General features: G+C 59.9%; 9 protein-coding genes. All 9 read left to right on the top strand.

The window, feature by feature from the left end; genetic code table 11:
• Positions 1-6 precede the first annotated feature (6 nt).
• The 9 genes from treZ (at position 7) to K5R88_RS04975 (ending at position 15,962) form a co-directional block, all read left to right on the top strand.
• Complete coding sequence (gene treZ / locus K5R88_RS05015) at positions 7-1,803, top strand: malto-oligosyltrehalose trehalohydrolase (protein ID WP_226299343.1); 1,797 nt, start codon at positions 7-9, stop codon at positions 1,801-1,803.
• Positions 1,800-3,878, top strand: coding sequence for a 4-alpha-glucanotransferase (gene malQ / locus K5R88_RS05010; protein ID WP_226299342.1), 2,079 nt, complete (start codon positions 1,800-1,802; stop codon positions 3,876-3,878). Before treZ ends, malQ begins: the two co-directional genes overlap by 4 nt.
• Complete coding sequence (locus tag K5R88_RS05005; RefSeq protein WP_226299341.1) at positions 3,875-6,646, top strand: malto-oligosyltrehalose synthase; 2,772 nt, start codon at positions 3,875-3,877, stop codon at positions 6,644-6,646. Before malQ ends, K5R88_RS05005 begins: the two co-directional genes overlap by 4 nt.
• Before the next feature lie 2 nt (positions 6,647-6,648).
• A complete protein-coding gene (locus K5R88_RS05000; protein WP_008038331.1) occupies positions 6,649-6,975 on the top strand; it encodes a DUF2934 domain-containing protein in 327 nt (108 codons plus the stop codon).
• A gap of 197 nt (positions 6,976-7,172) precedes the next feature.
• A complete protein-coding gene (gene glgX / locus K5R88_RS04995) occupies positions 7,173-9,332 on the top strand; it encodes a glycogen debranching protein GlgX (protein ID WP_008044002.1) in 2,160 nt (719 codons plus the stop codon).
• A 215-nt stretch (positions 9,333-9,547) separates the two neighbouring features.
• Entirely contained in the window at positions 9,548-10,306 is a 759-nt protein-coding gene (locus tag K5R88_RS04990; RefSeq protein WP_226299340.1) for a PIG-L deacetylase family protein, read from the top strand.
• A 414-nt stretch (positions 10,307-10,720) separates the two neighbouring features.
• Positions 10,721-11,521 carry an endonuclease/exonuclease/phosphatase family protein gene (locus K5R88_RS04985; protein ID WP_226299339.1) on the top strand — a complete coding sequence of 267 codons (801 nt, stop codon included), beginning with the start codon at positions 10,721-10,723 and terminating at the stop codon, positions 11,519-11,521.
• Positions 11,522-11,938: 417 nt separating this feature from the next.
• Positions 11,939-13,006 (top strand): autotransporter domain-containing protein, encoded by a 1,068-nt coding sequence (locus tag K5R88_RS04980; RefSeq protein ID WP_226299338.1) that lies wholly within the window; start codon positions 11,939-11,941, stop codon positions 13,004-13,006.
• 94 nt (positions 13,007-13,100) lie between these two features.
• Positions 13,101-15,962 carry an RHS repeat domain-containing protein gene (locus K5R88_RS04975; RefSeq protein WP_226299337.1) on the top strand — a complete coding sequence of 954 codons (2,862 nt, stop codon included), beginning with the start codon at positions 13,101-13,103 and terminating at the stop codon, positions 15,960-15,962.
• The last annotated feature ends 7 nt before the right edge of the window (positions 15,963-15,969 follow it).

Here is a 15,969-nt window from a genome sequence, read left to right as displayed (position 1 = left end):
TCAACGATGCCGTTACGGACCCTTGAGACCTGGCCCCACGGCGCAATCATGCTGGACGCAGAGCACACGCGTTTTGCCTTGTGGGCGCCGGATGCGTTTTTTGTCAGTGTCGAACTGGAAGATGGACAGTCCTTGCCGTTGCTGCCTCAGGCCGATGGCTGGTTCGTGATCAAGACGCGCTGTCCTGCGGGCACGCGTTACCGCTACAACATTGATGGCGAACTCGAGGTGCCCGACCCGGCCTCCCGCGCTCAGGCCGGTGATATTCACCGGCACAGCGTGGTGGTCGATCCCCTCGCCTACACCTGGCGACACCGCGACTGGCTGGGGCGAGCCTGGAACGAGGCGGTGATCTACGAGTTGCACGTCGGTGCGCTTGGCGGTTTTGTCGAGGTCGAGCAGCACCTGGCGCGGCTTGCCGGACTGGGCGTTACCGCCATCGAACTGATGCCGCTGGCGCAGTTCCCCGGTGATCGCAATTGGGGCTACGACGGGGTTCTGCCCTACGCACCCCAAGCCTCCTACGGCACGCCCGAGCAACTCAAGCACCTGATCGACACCGCCCACGGCCATGGTCTGGCGGTGATGCTCGACGTGGTCTACAACCACTTCGGCCCGGACGGCAATTACCTGCATCGCTACGCCAAGGCGTTCTTCAATGAAGACAAGCACACGCCTTGGGGCGCGGCCATCGACTTCCGGCGACGCGAGGTGCGCGACTTCTTTATCGACAATGCATTGATGTGGTTGCTGGAATACCGTTTTGACGGTTTGCGCTTCGACGCGGTGCACGCGATCAAAAGCCCGGACTTTCTACAGGAACTGGCGCAACGCATCCGGCAGCAAATCGACCCGGCGCGCCACGTGTGGCTGACGGTCGAAAACGAACACAACCAGGCCAGTTTGCTGCAGGAAGGTTACGACGCGCAGTGGAACGACGACGGCCACAATGCCTTGCACGTGCTGCTGACCGGTGAAACCGAGGCCTATTACGCCGACTATGCCGACAACCCTACCGAACAGTTGGCACGCTGCCTGAGCCAGGGCTTTGTGTTCCAGGGCCACACCAACCGCCACGGCGAAGCTCGCGGCGAGCCCAGCGGTCATTTGCCGCCCACGGCGTTCGTGCTGTTCTTGCAGAACCATGACCAGATCGGCAATCGCGCATTCGGCGAACGGCTGCACCAACTCGCCCACCCCGACGCCTTGAAAGCCGCGACGGCGTTGTTGCTGTTATCGCCGATGATCCCGCTGATGTTCATGGGCGACGAGTTTGCCGCCGAGCAACCGTTCCTGTTTTTCACCAGCCATCACGGCGAACTGGCGGAACTCGTTCGCGAAGGTCGGCGTAACGAATTTTCTGCATTCGACGCATTTTCCGATCCGGCCAAGCGTGAACAGATTCCCGACCCGAACGCGCAGCAGACCTTCGAAGACTCACGGCCGAATCTGACGGCGAGCGGGCAATCGGCCATTTACGCGCTGTATCGCCAACTGCTGAAAATCCGCCACGAGCAGATCATCGCGCGCCTGCCCGGTGCACACCCGTTGGGTGCCGAGGTACTGGCGCCAGGCGCGGTGAGCGCACGCTGGCAACTGGGCGATGGCAGCCTGCTGCGCATTGACCTGAACCTCAGCGACAAGCCGGTGGTCCACTCCCCACAGGCCGGCACTTCGTTGTTGTTCGAACACCCGCCGAAGTCCGCCGACCTGCTGAATCAGGGCACCCTTGCCCCGTATTGCGCGCTAGTCAGCCTCACGACCGCAGCCCCTTTGCTACCCCCGGATGGAGAGCGCCCATGAGCGATGCGCAATTGGAAATACTGGCTAGCCGAGCTGGCCTGGCCGTCGACTGGATCGATGCCAACGGCCGCCCACAAAAAGTCGCGCCATCGGTGTTACGCAATGTCCTGACCGGGCTCGGCCATCCGGCCGGCAGCGCCCAGGAGATCGATGCCAGCCTGCAAGAATTGCAGCAAGTGCAACAAACCCGGCATCTGCCGCCGCTGCTGACCGCGGACGTTGGCGTGGGCCTCAGCCTCGCGCATTATTTCGAGCCGCAGACCCCCTGCGAGATCCACCTTGAGGACGGATCGCGGCTCAACCTGAAACTGGATGCCCAGGCGATGTTGCCGGGCCTGATTCCTGTCGGTTATCAGCACGTCACGATCGACGGCCAATCCTTTACGCTGGCCGTGGCGCCGGCACGCTGCTACAGCGTCAGCGATGCGGTCGACAGTCCGATCCCTCGCGCCTGGGGGCTGAGCGTGCAGCTGTACTCGCTGCGCCGTCCCGGCGATGGCGGTTTTGGCGACACCCAGGCGCTGGAAGATCTGGCCCGCGTCGCCGGTGAGCGTGGCGCCGAAGCGCTGGCGATCAGTCCGCTGCACGCGATGTTCAGCAGCGACACCCAACGCTATAGCCCTTATTCGCCGTCCAGCCGCCTGTTCCTCAACAGCCTGTACGCAGCACCCGGCGCGATCCTTGGCGAACGAGCGATGCGCACGGCGATTGACGCCACCGGGCTCGCCGCCGAGCTCAAGCATCTGGAACAACAGCCGCTGGTTGACTGGCCCGTGGCGGCCGACGCCAAGCACCGTCTGTTGCAGGCGTTGTACGAAGGCTTTGTCCAGGGCGAACACCCGTTGCATGCCGATTTCAGCAGTTTCCGCCACGCGGCTGGCGAAGCGCTGGAGAACCACTGCCGTTTCGAAGCCATTCAGGAAGCCCGTGCCGCCAAAGGTGAAAACCTCGACTGGCGCGACTGGCCCGAGCAATGGCGCGACCCGCGCAGTGCTGCGCTGGCTGAATTTGCCGAAGAGAACGCCGGGCGCATCGGCTTCTTCGCCTTCTGCCAGTGGTTGATTACCCGTTGCCTGGAGCGCGCACAAACCGCTGCGCGCAGTAGCGGCATGAGCATTGGCCTGATCGCTGACCTCGCGGTCGGTGCCGACGGCGGCGGCAGCCAGGCCTGGAGTCGCCAGGACGAATTGCTCGCCTCGCTGACGGTGGGTGCGCCGCCGGACATTCTTAATCGCACCGGGCAGGGCTGGGGGATTTCCGCGTTCTCGCCCGAAGGCCTGGTGCGTCACGGATTTCGTGCGTTCATCGAAATGCTTCGGGCCAACTTCGCCCATGCCGGTGGCCTGCGCATCGATCACGTCATGGGATTGCAACGGCTGTGGGTGATCCCCAACGGCTCATCACCCGCCGATGGCGCTTATCTTTATTACCCGGTGGACGATCTGCTGCGCCTGCTGACCCTGGAATCCCATCGGCATCAAGCCATCGTTCTCGGCGAAGATCTCGGGACAGTGGAAGACGGCCTGCGGGAAAAACTCATCGCCCGTTCGATTCTCGGCATGCGCGTGTTGCTGTTCGAGCAGGACAACACACACTTCAAGCCGATCCTCGACTGGCCGGACAACGCACTGGCCACCACCAGCACCCACGATTTACCGACGCTCAACGGCTGGTGGCATGGCCACGATATCGACTGGAATGCCCGATTGGGCCTGGTCGACGCCACGGGTGAAATCGAGTGGCGCCGTCACCGCGAACGCGAGCGTGAAGGTCTGCGCCGCGCGTTGAGCCAGGACCCGCAGAATTTCCGCGAAGAGTCCCATGAGACCGATCAGATACTCGACGCAGCCATTCGCTTCCTCGGCCATACCCGCGCGCCGCTGGTGTTGTTGCCGCTGGAGGATGCCCTGGGCATCGAACAGCAGGCCAACCTGCCCGGCACCATCGATACCCATCCGAATTGGTCGCGCCGCTTGCCCGGTGCCAGCGAAGCCCTGCTCGATGACCTGGACGCGGCCCGACGCCTGGAATTGCTTGCCTGCGCGCGGCTTCAGGCGGCCGAGCGTGACCGATGAATCAACCACGCGCGACCCTGCGTTTGCAGTTTCATAAAGGCTTCACGCTGGACGATGCGGTGCCGCTGGTGCCCTATTTCGCCCGCCTTGGTATCAGCCATGTCTACTCCTCGCCGCTGCTGAGCGCACGCGCAGGTTCCATGCACGGCTATGACGTGGTGGACCCCACCACGGTCAACCCGGAACTGGGCGGCGAAGCGGCGTTGCGCCGTTTGGTCAGCGCGTTGCGTGAGCAGAACATGGGACTGATCCTCGACATTGTCTCCAACCACATGGCGGTCGGTGGCGGCGATAATCCCTGGTGGCTGGACTTGCTGGAATGGGGCCGTTTGAGCCCGTACGGCGAATTTTTCGACATCCAATGGCATTCGCCCGATCCGCTGATGGAGGGTCAGCTCTTGCTGCCATTCCTCGACAGCGACTATGGCGTGGCGTTGCAGGACGGCACCCTGCCCTTGCGCTTCGATGCGCAGCACGGTGCTTTTTACGTCCAACACTACGATCATCACTTCCCGATTTGCCCGATGGACTACGGCGAATTGCTCAAGGACGATACCGAGCGATTAAAGTCACTGGCCGACCGTTTCAGCACCTTGAGTTACCAGACCGACGCCCACCGCCTGGCCAAACCGTTGAAAGACGAGCTGCGCGAACTGGCCAGCGACCCGGCCCTGCTTCACGTCATCGAGCAGAACCTGCAAGCCTACGATTCGCTCACGCCGGACGGTTTCCAGCGCCTGCACCAGTTGCTGGAACGTCAAAGCTATCGCCTCGCCAGTTGGCGCACGGCGGCGGATGACATCAACTGGCGGCGCTTTTTCGACGTCAACGAACTGGGCGGCCTGCGTGTGGAGCGCCCGGCGGTGTTCGAAGCCACTCACGCAAAAATCTTCGAACTGGTCGCCGAAGGCCTGATCGACGGCCTGCGCATTGACCACATCGATGGCCTCGCCGATCCGCGCGGTTATTGCCGCAAACTGCGGCGCCGGATCGACAGCCTGGCGCCGGGCCGACACCTGCCGATCTACGTCGAGAAGATTCTCGGCGAAGGTGAAACCCTGCACCGTGACTGGTCGGTGGATGGCACCACCGGTTATGAATTCATGAACCAGGTGTCGTTGCTGCAACATGATCCCGCTGGTACGCAAACTCTCGGCGAATTGTGGAACCGCTTCAGCGAACGGCCCGCCGATTTCCGTCAGGAAGCACACCTTGCCCGTCAGCAAATTCTCAACGGTTCGCTTGCCGGCGACTTCGAAAGTGTCGCCCAGGCGCTGCTGCAAGTGGCCCGGGATGATGTGATGACCCGCGACCTGACCCTCGGCGCGATTCGTCGGGCGTTGCAGGAGCTGATCGTGCACTTCCCGGTGTATCGCACCTACATCAGCCCTTGTGGGCGCTCCGTTGAGGACGATGGGTTTTTTCAGCAAGCCATGGACGGCGCGCGGCAAAACCTCAGCGAAGCCGATTGGCCGGTGCTCGATTGTCTGGCCCGATGGCTGGGCGGCGCACCCTGGCGCAAACGCCCGGTGGGCCGCCCGCGCAAGATGCTCAAGCATGCCTGCGTGCGTTTTCAGCAGTTGACTTCACCGGCAGCGGCGAAGGCCGTCGAGGACACCGCGTTTTATCGCTCGGCGGTTTTGCTGTCGCGCAATGACGTGGGGTTCAACACAGAACAATTCAGTGCACCGGTGGCTGACTTCCATGCCGCGTGCCTCAATCGTCTCGAAGAATTCCCCGACAACCTGCTGACCACCGCGACTCACGACCACAAACGCGGCGAAGACACCCGCGCCAGGCTGGCGGTGTTGAGCGAGCGCAGCGCGTGGTTCGCCGAGCAGGTGCCGCTCTGGCAGACGCTGGCCCGGCCGGTGCGCGCCGACGATGCGATGCCGTCGGCGGGCGATGAATTGATTCTGTATCAGGCGATTCTCGGCAGTTGGCCACTGGAACTGCGCGTCGACGATCGGCCCGCGCTCGAGGACTACGTCAAACGTCTCTGGCAGTGGCAGCAGAAAGCCTTGCGTGAAGCCAAGCTGCAAAGCAGCTGGAGCGCGCCGAACGATGCGTATGAACGTGCGACCCAGGCGTTCATCGAACGTCTGCTGCTAAGCCCCGAAGCCGAGCTGCTGCGCGCAGCCCTGAGCAAAGCCGTGACGTCCATCGCTGCATCCGGCGCACTCAACGGATTGGCGCAAACCTTGCTGCGCATGACCGTGCCGGGCATTGCGGACCTTTACCAAGGCAACGAGTACTGGGACTTCTCGCTGGTCGATCCGGACAACCGTCGCCCGGTGGATTACGCGAGTCGCCAACACGCCATGCAACGTCCGCCGGAACTGCCGGAACTGCTGGCCAACTGGCGTGACGGGCGCATCAAACAAACCTTGATCGCGCGCACATTAAACCTGCGCGCCCAACAGGCCGAGCTGTTTCAACGCGGGACGTATCAAGCGCTGGAAGTGGTCGGCTGCGAGGCACATCGGGTGCTGGCATTTGCGCGCTCGTACAACCAGAAGCAGGCCATCGTGATCGTCCCGATACGTTGTGCAGGCCTGCTGAAAAACAGTGCCGAACCCCATATCGGCGCGCCGCAGTGGGGCGATACGCGAGTCAAATTACCGTTTACCACCCCTGCCGAAAACCTGAAGGGACTTTTTTCCAGCGTCGCAGTCACAGAACACAAGGAGCTGATGATTGGCGCCGCGCTGGGGGATTTCCCGGTCAATCTCTTTATCCAAAACTTTGAGTTCAGTTCAGGAGCATAGCGATGAGTACCGACGATAAACGCATCCGCGAATTTGCCTATCAGATCTGGGAATCGGAAGGAAAACCCGAGGGCCATGAAGCCCGGCACTGGGAGATGGCTCGAAAACTGGCAGAAGCCGAAGCCCTGGCCCCCAGCAAATCGCCCAAGGCGGCCGGCAGCAAAGCGGCAGGCACCAAGCCTGCCGTCAGCAAAACCGCCAACGGCAAGGCTGGCGAGCCGAAAACCAAAGCCAAGGCGAAACCCGCCGCTGCGGCAAAGGTGATCCCGCCCGGGGAAAAATCCACCGAGAAGAAACCTCGCGCAGCGCGTAAACCGCCTGCGGTCTGACGCTTCCCGGCATTGTCCTGACTGACCTTGTGGCGAGCGACCTCTCGCCACCGTGGGCACGTTCGCCCCCGATAAACCTGTAGGAGCGAGGCTTGCCCGCGAAAGCGGTGTGTCATTCAACATTCGAATCGCCTGACACGCCGCCTTCGCGGGCAAGCCTCGCTCCTACAGGGGATTCCCCAATTGCAGGAGCATCTATGACCAGTCCAAAAAAAGCCGCGCCAGAACCTCAGGCCGAGGCTTCGCGAATCCGGGAAGGCCTGCCCTTTCCGCTAGGCGCCACCTGGGATGGTCTGGGGGTCAACTTCGCCTTGTTCTCCGCCAACGCGACCCGAGTTGAACTGTGCATCTTCGATGACGCCGGCGAAGTTGAACTGGAGCGCATCGAACTGCCGGAATACACCGACGAGATCTACCACGGCTACCTCCCCGACGCTCATCCGGGGCTGATCTACGGCTACCGTGTTTATGGCCCGTATGACCCGGCCAACGGGCATCGCTTCAATCACAACAAACTGTTGATCGACCCCTACGCCAAACAACTGGTCGGCCAGTTGAAGTGGTCCGAAGCACTGTTCGGCTACACCATCGGCCACCCCGACGCCGACCTCAGTTTTGACGAACGCGACAGCGCGCCGTTCGTACCGAAATGCAAGGTGATCGACCCGGCGCACACCTGGGGCCACGACCACCGCGTCAGCGTGCCGTGGGACAAAACGATCATTTACGAAACTCACGTGCGCGGCTTCAGCATGCGTCACCCGTCTGTCCCCGAGAGCGTGCGTGGCACCTTCGCCGGGTTGATGGTCGATGACATGCTGGAACACATCCGCAAGCTCGGCGTGTCGACCGTGGAATTGCTGCCGATTCACGCGTTCGTGAATGACCAGCACTTGTTGCACAAAGGCATGACCAATTACTGGGGCTACAACAGCATCGCGTTTTTTGCGCCGGACCCGCGCTACCTGGCAAGCGGCAAGATCGCCGAGTTCAAGGAAATGGTCGCGCACCTGCACGAAGCCAATCTGGAGGTGATTCTCGACGTGGTGTACAACCATACCGCCGAGGGCAACGAACAGGGTCCGACCCTGTCGATGCGCGGCATCGACAACGCCTCGTATTACCGCTTGATGCCCGACGACAAGCGCTTCTACATCAACGATTCCGGCACCGGCAACACCCTGGACCTGAGTCACCCGTGCGTGCTGCAAATGGTCACCGACTCCCTGCGCTACTGGGCTTCGGAAATGCACGTGGACGGGTTCCGCTTCGATCTGGCGACCATTCTCGGGCGCTACCACGACGGTTTCGATGAACGTCACAGCTTCCTCGTTGCCTGCCGCCAGGACCCTGTACTGCGCCAGGTAAAAATGATTGCCGAGCCGTGGGACATTGGTCCCGGTGGTTATCAGGTCGGTCGCTTTCCACCGGGCTGGGTCGAATGGAACGACAAATTCCGCGACACCGTACGCGCGTTCTGGAAAGGCGACGACGGCCAACTCGCTGACTTCGCCAGCCGGATGACTGCCTCCGGTGAAATGTTCAATCAGCGTGGTCGGCGGCCCTACGCATCGGTGAACTTCGTCACCGCTCACGATGGCTTCACCCTCAACGACCTGGTGTCGTACAACGAAAAACACAACGAAGCCAACGACGAGAACAACCAGGACGGCAGCAACAACAACCTGTCCTGGAACCACGGCGTCGAAGGCCCGACTGACGATCCCGAGATCAATGCGCTCCGCCAGCGGCAGATGCGCAACTTCTTCGCCACCCTGCTGCTGTCCCAGGGCACGCCGATGCTGGTGGCCGGTGACGAGTTCGCCCGCACCCAGGACGGCAACAACAATGCCTATTGCCAGGACAGTGAAATCGGCTGGGTCAATTGGGACCTGAGTGAAGATGGCAAGGCGTTGCTGAAGTTCGTCAAACGCCTGATCAAGTTGCGCCTGGCCTACCCGATCCTGCGACGCGGGCGCTTCCTGGTGGGCAATTACAACGAAGACATCGGCGTCAAGGACGTCACCTGGCTGGCGCCGGATGGCAGCGAGATGAGCACCGAACAATGGGAGGAATCCCACGGCAAATGCCTCGGCATGCTGCTCGATGGCCGAGCCCAGGAAACCGGGATTCGCCGCAAGGGCGGTGATGCCACCTTGCTACTGGTGGTCAACGCGCACCACGACATCGTCAACTTCACCTTGCCGCAAGTGCCGGATGGCAGGTTCTGGACCTGCATGGTCGACACCAATCAGCCATCGATCCGCGGTCAGGAGCGCTTTGAGTTCGGCCACGAATATTCGGTCACCGGCCGTTCGCTGCTGCTGTTCGAATTGCAGCGTGAGGAAGAAGAGTGAAATGAACCTACGGGGGTTTCTACATGGCCAGGCAGCGGCCGGACACTGGAGCGACTCCAGCGAAAATTGCGCGACCTGGCACAGCCCGGAGAAAAATATGTACCGGTGGGAACATCGACGCGACGAATAGCGTGACTTGAGCAATACTCTGCTCGCGGCAATCCAGGGTTCGGAGAGCGGCACATTGCTATCAATTAGAACAAGGACGTAGCCCGATGAAATCCGTTTCCATCAGCGACAGCAGCCTTACTGCACAGATCTGGAACAACGCGCCTCAGCTCGACAACATTCCCGTCATCAACACCCAGACCCTGGTCCCGCCCGGCGCCCGCGCCGTGGTGATCGCGCCGCACCCCGGCGATGAAGTCGTGACCTGCGGCGGACTGCTGCAATTACTCAGCGCTCTGGGCCATCCCCTGCAATTGATCTCGATCACCGACGGCAGCGCCAGCCATCCGGGGTCACAGCAATGGTCGGAGAAACGCCTCAGCGTGTTTCGTCCCCAGGAAAGCGTCGAAGCCTTGCGCCGCCTCGGTTTGCCGATGCACAGCCTGAAGTGGATTCGCGGTGGGTTCACCGACAACGCCCTGGCTGAGCGCGAACTTCAGTTGACTCAATTCATCGCGCGGTACTTGCGGCCTGGTGATGTGGTGTTCAGCACCTGGAGCGAGGACGGCAATGTCGACCACGACGTCGTCGGCCGCGCCAGTGCCAAAGCCGCCGCCTCGGTCGGTGCAGCGTTCAACGAAGTGCCCGTCTGGGCGTGGCATTGGCCCACGCGTGATCGAGGGCTGATCCCGTGGCACCGCGCCCGCAAGGTTCGCCTCGACACCTGGACCGTTGCGCGCAAAAGCCACGCCACCCACGCCTACGCCAGCCAGCTCGACGGCGAACCCGCCATCGGTATCGCCCCGCTGCTGCCCCGGGTGCTGCTGGAACGCATGCGGTTGCCCTATGAAATCGTCTTCGTCTAAACCAACACCCCCTGCAGGAGCCAGCTTGCCGGCGATGAGGCCCTTGAACCTTGCGCTAATCTTGCGGACGCCATCGCTAGCAAGCCAGCTCCTACAAGGTTGTGTCGATCACAGGTTTGAATTTACCCCCGCACCCGTAGGAGCCGGCTTGCTGGCGATGAGGCCCTTGAACCGTGCGTTATTCTTGCGGACGCCATCGCCGGCAAGCCAGCTCCTACAGGTTTGTGTCGATCACCCGCTCGAAATTGCCCCCACCCCTGTAGGAGCCAGCTTGCTGGCGATGAGGCCCTTGAACCGTGCGCTAATCTTGAAGACGCCATCGCCGGCAAGTCGGACCGCAGCGCATGCTCAAACTGAACTGCCCGCCCCCGCATCAGTCGCATACATAAGCCAGCCTGATTCAGAGGAGTCAAAGTGACCAGTGATTCCAAGCGCCAGACCGTCGAATCGACGCCATTGAACACGCCGCCGGCGATTCATCGACTCAGAGTACTGACGGTCAACACCCACAAGGGCTTCACCGCGCTAAACCGACGCTTCATCCTCCCGGAACTGCGTGAAGCGGTACGCAGTACATCCGCCGACCTGGTGTTCCTGCAGGAAGTCGTCGGCGAACACGAACGCCATTCTTCCCGCCTCAACAACTGGCCGCAGACCTCGCAATACGAGTTCCTCGCCGACAGCATGTGGAGCGATTTCGCCTACGGCCGCAATGCGGTCTACCCCAACGGTCACCACGGTAACGCGCTGCTGTCAAAATACCCGATCCGCGAATACCGCAACCTCGACGTCTCGATCACCGGCCCCGAGCGCCGCGGTCTGCTGCATTGCCTGCTCGACGTACCGGGCCACGCCGAAGTCCACGCGATTTGCGTACACCTGAGCCTGCTGGAAAGTCATCGTCAGTTGCAGCTCCAGTTACTCTGCCAACTGCTTGAGTCTTTACCCGACGATGCACCGGTGATCATCGCCGGCGACTTCAACGACTGGCAGCTACAAGGCAACGCCGCCCTCGCCCGCCACGACTACCTGCACGAAGCCTTCGAGCGCCACCATGGTCGCCCGGCAAAAACCTATCCGGCACGGTTTCCGTTACTGCGCCTGGACCGGATCTATCTGCGCAATGCCAGCAGCCATGAGCCGCGGATATTGGGCAGCAAGCCGTGGACGCATCTGTCGGATCATTTGCCGTTGGCGGTGGAAGTGCGTCTTTAGTGTTTCAGACCTGATCCGTCAGGCATCATTGATATTGACAGTAATGTTCTAAGGGATGCGACTGTGAATCTCGCCGTTCACATCGACTTTCTTACCGACCGTCGGCTGCTCAAACGCCTCTGGAACAATACTTTCACGATGATTTTTCGTACAAACAAGAACTTAGATAAACGCCAAAAAACAATTAGTTGCAACGGCTAAATTAGACATACCGCTTATCGTTCATTTTCTTGACGCGACGCCATCGGTCTTCTTGACTTGACGTTACTACCCCCGGAAGTACCACCCGGAGCAACCCCCAGACACCCGTCAGAACGGGCCGCCAGCGGCTTGCCCCAGTCCATTCGGTCGCCCCTCAATCAGGGGTAGGAGAGACGCCAGAGCGAGATACCACATGCGACTGCAAGGTAGACCTCCATGAAAACTTCATTCACCCCACAAGAGATCAAAGTTACTTTTTGCACGGTGTCGAGTTCACTCTTGCTGTGCTCATCCATGGAAGTGCAGGCCTCGCCTGCCGAGGAAGAAACAACCCCCTGGTATGACCAGGAGGTCCCGGTGCTCACCTTGCCTGCGCTCGCTACCAACTACCCTGGGCGCTTCAGCGCCAGGCCTGATCTGCGAAGTTCACACCTGACCATCGAAGACGCTGCGCCCTCGGCCTGGGATCAGCTTTATGGACAGGCGTCGCGTCAGGCACAAACCGATTATCTGTCCCAGGGATTCAGCATTCCTGGCGCCAACGAATTCAAAGGTCCGGCGATCCTCACCCTGCAAAGCGGTAGTGGCCATACCCAGCAGGTCGGGCTAATCGGCGGGATGAGCCAGTTTCAAGGCAACAGCAACGGCCTGCTGACCAGTCGCGCCCTTGCCGACCCCAACACCGACACCCTCAACCTGCAAGGCCAGAGCCTCGGCGCCTACTGGAGCCTGACCGGTCCACAGGGCTGGCACGTCGACTTGACGGCCAGTGGCGGTCGGGTCAACGGTTTCAGTCGTAATGAACAAGGGGCGCGACAAGCCGCCGAAGGCAGCGCAGTCACCTTCTCGGTGGAAGGCGGCTTTCCGATTGGTCTGGGCGACAACTGGGTGGTCGAACCCCAGGCGCAGTTGATCAATCAGCGCATCACCCTGGACACCCCGTACGCCGGTTCCGGCAATGCGTCCTCCAGCGACCTGACATCCTGGAGCGGCCGGGTCGGCGCACGGTTGAAAGGTAGCTACGACATCAACGGCCTCGGGGTCGAACCGTATGTGCGGACCAACTTGTGGCACACGGTGTACACCGGCAATACCGTGACCCTGGATCAGGTCGACAAGATCAGCACCAGCCGCTATTCATCGACGGTCGAAGTGGGTTTGGGCCTGGTGGCCAGAGTGACACCCGCCGTGAGCCTGTATGTGAGCGCGGATTACAGCAGCAGCGTGGATGAAAATGATTTGAATGGGCTGATTGGCAGTTTGGGTGTGCGGATGCGTTGGTGAAAACACTTGATTCACCTGTTACTTCTTACAGTAGGCAGGCGAATGATGGTCGTGCATTGTGATGGGCAGTTTACTTTGATCAAGGCCAGCAGGGATGCCAACCGGAGCTTCGTCATACGCGCATACCGACACGCCGACCATGGCGGTGTCGGATGCGCGTGGCCTGTTGATCAGGACAGTGCAGTTTCATCGGCGGGAGGCTGCCGATCCGGTTGACACACGGGTTACCGAGCAACGTTTCGATGCGGCAGGTCGATTAGCGGGCAGTCGTGATCCGTATCTGTTCGATCTGGCTCACACCGATGCATCGGCCCCTTTTAACCTGAGCCAAGTGACGAGCCTGTCAGGTGGCGCATTGATGACCGACAGCGTGGATGCCGGATGGCGCGTTGTGTTTCCAGGTGACGCCGGGCAGCCTTTGGAACACTGGGACGGCCGCGGCAGCCATTCGCTGACCGAGTACGACGAACTGCTGCGCCCGGTGGCCGTGCGTGAAAGCGGTCGGGAAGTGGCCGAACACACGCTGGAGCGATTTACCTATGCCGATGCCAGCGCGGAATCTGCGGCACGCAACCTGTGCGGCCAACTGATCCGTCACGATGACCCGGCCGGCACCGTTCATATTGGTAACCTGAGTATCACCGGCAACGTGCTGAGCCACACGCGGAAGTTTTTGACCGGCACCGACGAGCCCGACTGGCCGGCCGACGTTGCCGGGCGGGATGCATTGCTCGAACCGGGAGATGGCGCGACCACGGCTTACACCTTTGCACCCAGTAGCGAATTACTTAGCCAGACTGACGCCTTCGGCAATGTTCAGGCCTTTGCTTACACCCTCGCCGGCCAGCTGGAAAACACTCGGCTAACCCTGGCGGGCGACGGACAGGTCGAGAAGTTGCTAGTCCACGATATTCGCTACAACGTCACTGGCCAGATCGAATCGGAAACCGCCGGTAACGGCGTCATCACCCGCCACCGTTACGACGAAGCCAACGGCCGACTGACCGAACTGAGCACCCTCAAAGCCGATGGCACGCCGTTGCAAGACCTGAAATATCACTACGACGCCGTGGGCAATGTGCAGAACATCAAGGATGCCGCGCAACCGATCCGCTACTTCGCCAACCAGCGCATCTTGCCGCTCAAGACCTACTGCTACGACACGCTTTATCAGTTAATCGAAGCCACAGGCTGTGAGGCCAAAACCGGATCCGGTGGCCCCACCCTACCCGACTTTCAAGCCCTGCCGCTCGACCCGAGCCAGCTCGCCAACTACACACAAACCTTTTATTACGACGCGGGCGGCAATCTGCTGGACCTGGTGCACGTCGGCGCGCAAGCCCATGGCCGCACGCTGACGCGGGCACGCTACAGCAACCGCTGCCTGCCCGAACGCGACAACCGGCCACCGACCGAGGACGAACTGGCCAACGGCTTCGATGCCAATGGCAATCTGCGAGAGCTTCAAGTCGGCCAGTCACTTACCTGGGACTTGCGTAACCAGTTGCGGGAAGTGCGGCCGGTCGTGCGCGAGGACAAAGAAGACGACTTCGAATGTTACATCTACGACGGCGGCGGCCAACGGGTGCGCAAGGTGCGCTCGAGTCTGACCAATGCCCGAGCAGTGCTTCGTGAAGTACGTTACCTGCACGGTGTAGAGGTCCGCAGTCACAGCGGCAGCGGGGAAATACTCCATGTCATCACCGCCAACGCCGGCAGCAACAGCGTGCAGGTGCCGCACTGGGTGTCGGAACCACCCGATCAAATGACTCAGGATCAGGTGCGTTACAGCCTCAACGACCACCTGAAATCCAGTGCATTGGAACTGGATCAGAATGCCAACCTGATCAGCCTGGAATGGTATTACTCGTATGGTGGCACGGCGTGTTGGGCAGGTCGAAACGCGACCGAGGCCAAGTACAAAACCGTGCGTTATTCCGGCAAGGAGCGGGATGCGACAGGGCTTTATTATTATGGGTTCCGCTATCACGCGCCGTGGTTGCAACGGTGGATCAATCCTGATCCAGCAGGGTATGGAGACGGGATGAATTTGTTCTTGATGGTTCATAACAACCCGGTCAACTATCAGGATGCCCGCGGATTATGCGGCACCAAAGCCAAAGCGCCCTCGCCAAAAAAATGTAAAAACATAACAAGCGCAAAAAACAAATTGGCAGCCATGCAGATTAAAAAGCAACAATTCCACGCAGAAAATCTTAAAAACCTAGAGAAGTGGAAAAATATTCCTGACGAGTTATTATTGGTTCACACATTAAAACTAGATCTCAAATCACACGAAAACAGCGAGTTACTTTCACAGAGTGCAGCATCATTATTTTCAAACTGGGATATTATAAGCACTAGCTTAATAAGGCTTAGCGATCGAAGCACAGCCACCTATACAAGAAGCCTTAAAACACAACTTAGTGGATTCGACGGCATGACCTTTGACATACCAGAAAACACACTGGAGCATTACAGTCAATCTGAAAAAATAACTTTCGGGGAAATTGCTTTTAAACTTAGAGTGCCAGCAGCAAACATCATAGGGACCATTCCGTTCGATAACGGATTTCCTAATCAAACGGGCCGAAACGCAAAGACCATCGAAGAAAAAGGCAGTCTTGCCAAAGCATTTCATGACGGACAAACAAAATTAAAGGGAGAAAAATCAGAACTAAACACTTACTACTCAATTGTTTCTCCAGAGCAGCTCATCAAAGATCAAAGAGAGTACGGCGACGATTGGAATGAGGTTTTGATTGTGGGACGAAAGGATGTCTCAATACATCCAGGTTTCCCAAATACGGGGGACATTTCAGTAGAAGAAATATTTATACTGCCACAGCAAGATATACGGCTATCAGATGGAAAACCGATACTTCCAGACTTTCTTCAGGAAGCAGCTGAAAGAATAAAAATCGCAAACCCCGGAATCCCTATCACTATAAAATAATAGGCGC

This window comes from Pseudomonas sp. MM213 (genome assembly GCF_020423045.1).
Taxonomy (GTDB): Bacteria; Pseudomonadota; Gammaproteobacteria; order Pseudomonadales; family Pseudomonadaceae; genus Aquipseudomonas; species Aquipseudomonas migulae.
The sequence above is the reverse complement of the archived record's forward strand: the minus strand, read 5'-3'. Positions and strand labels throughout refer to the sequence as shown.

Bases quoted from the DNA above. Each gene is read 5' to 3' on its own strand.
- treZ (WP_226299343.1), top strand. From the start codon at position 7: ATGCCGTTACGGACCCTTGAGACCTGGCCCCACGGCGCAATCATGCTG.
- K5R88_RS05000 (WP_008038331.1), top strand. From the start codon at position 6,649: ATGAGTACCGACGATAAACGCATCCGCGAATTTGCCTATCAGATCTGG.
- K5R88_RS04990 (WP_226299340.1), top strand. From the start codon at position 9,548: ATGAAATCCGTTTCCATCAGCGACAGCAGCCTTACTGCACAGATCTGG.
- malQ (WP_226299342.1), top strand. From the start codon at position 1,800: ATGAGCGATGCGCAATTGGAAATACTGGCTAGCCGAGCTGGCCTGGCC.
- glgX (WP_008044002.1), top strand. From the start codon at position 7,173: ATGACCAGTCCAAAAAAAGCCGCGCCAGAACCTCAGGCCGAGGCTTCG.
- K5R88_RS04975 (WP_226299337.1), top strand. From the start codon at position 13,101: ATGCCAACCGGAGCTTCGTCATACGCGCATACCGACACGCCGACCATG.
- K5R88_RS04980 (WP_226299338.1), top strand. From the start codon at position 11,939: ATGAAAACTTCATTCACCCCACAAGAGATCAAAGTTACTTTTTGCACG.
- K5R88_RS05005 (WP_226299341.1), top strand. From the start codon at position 3,875: ATGAATCAACCACGCGCGACCCTGCGTTTGCAGTTTCATAAAGGCTTC.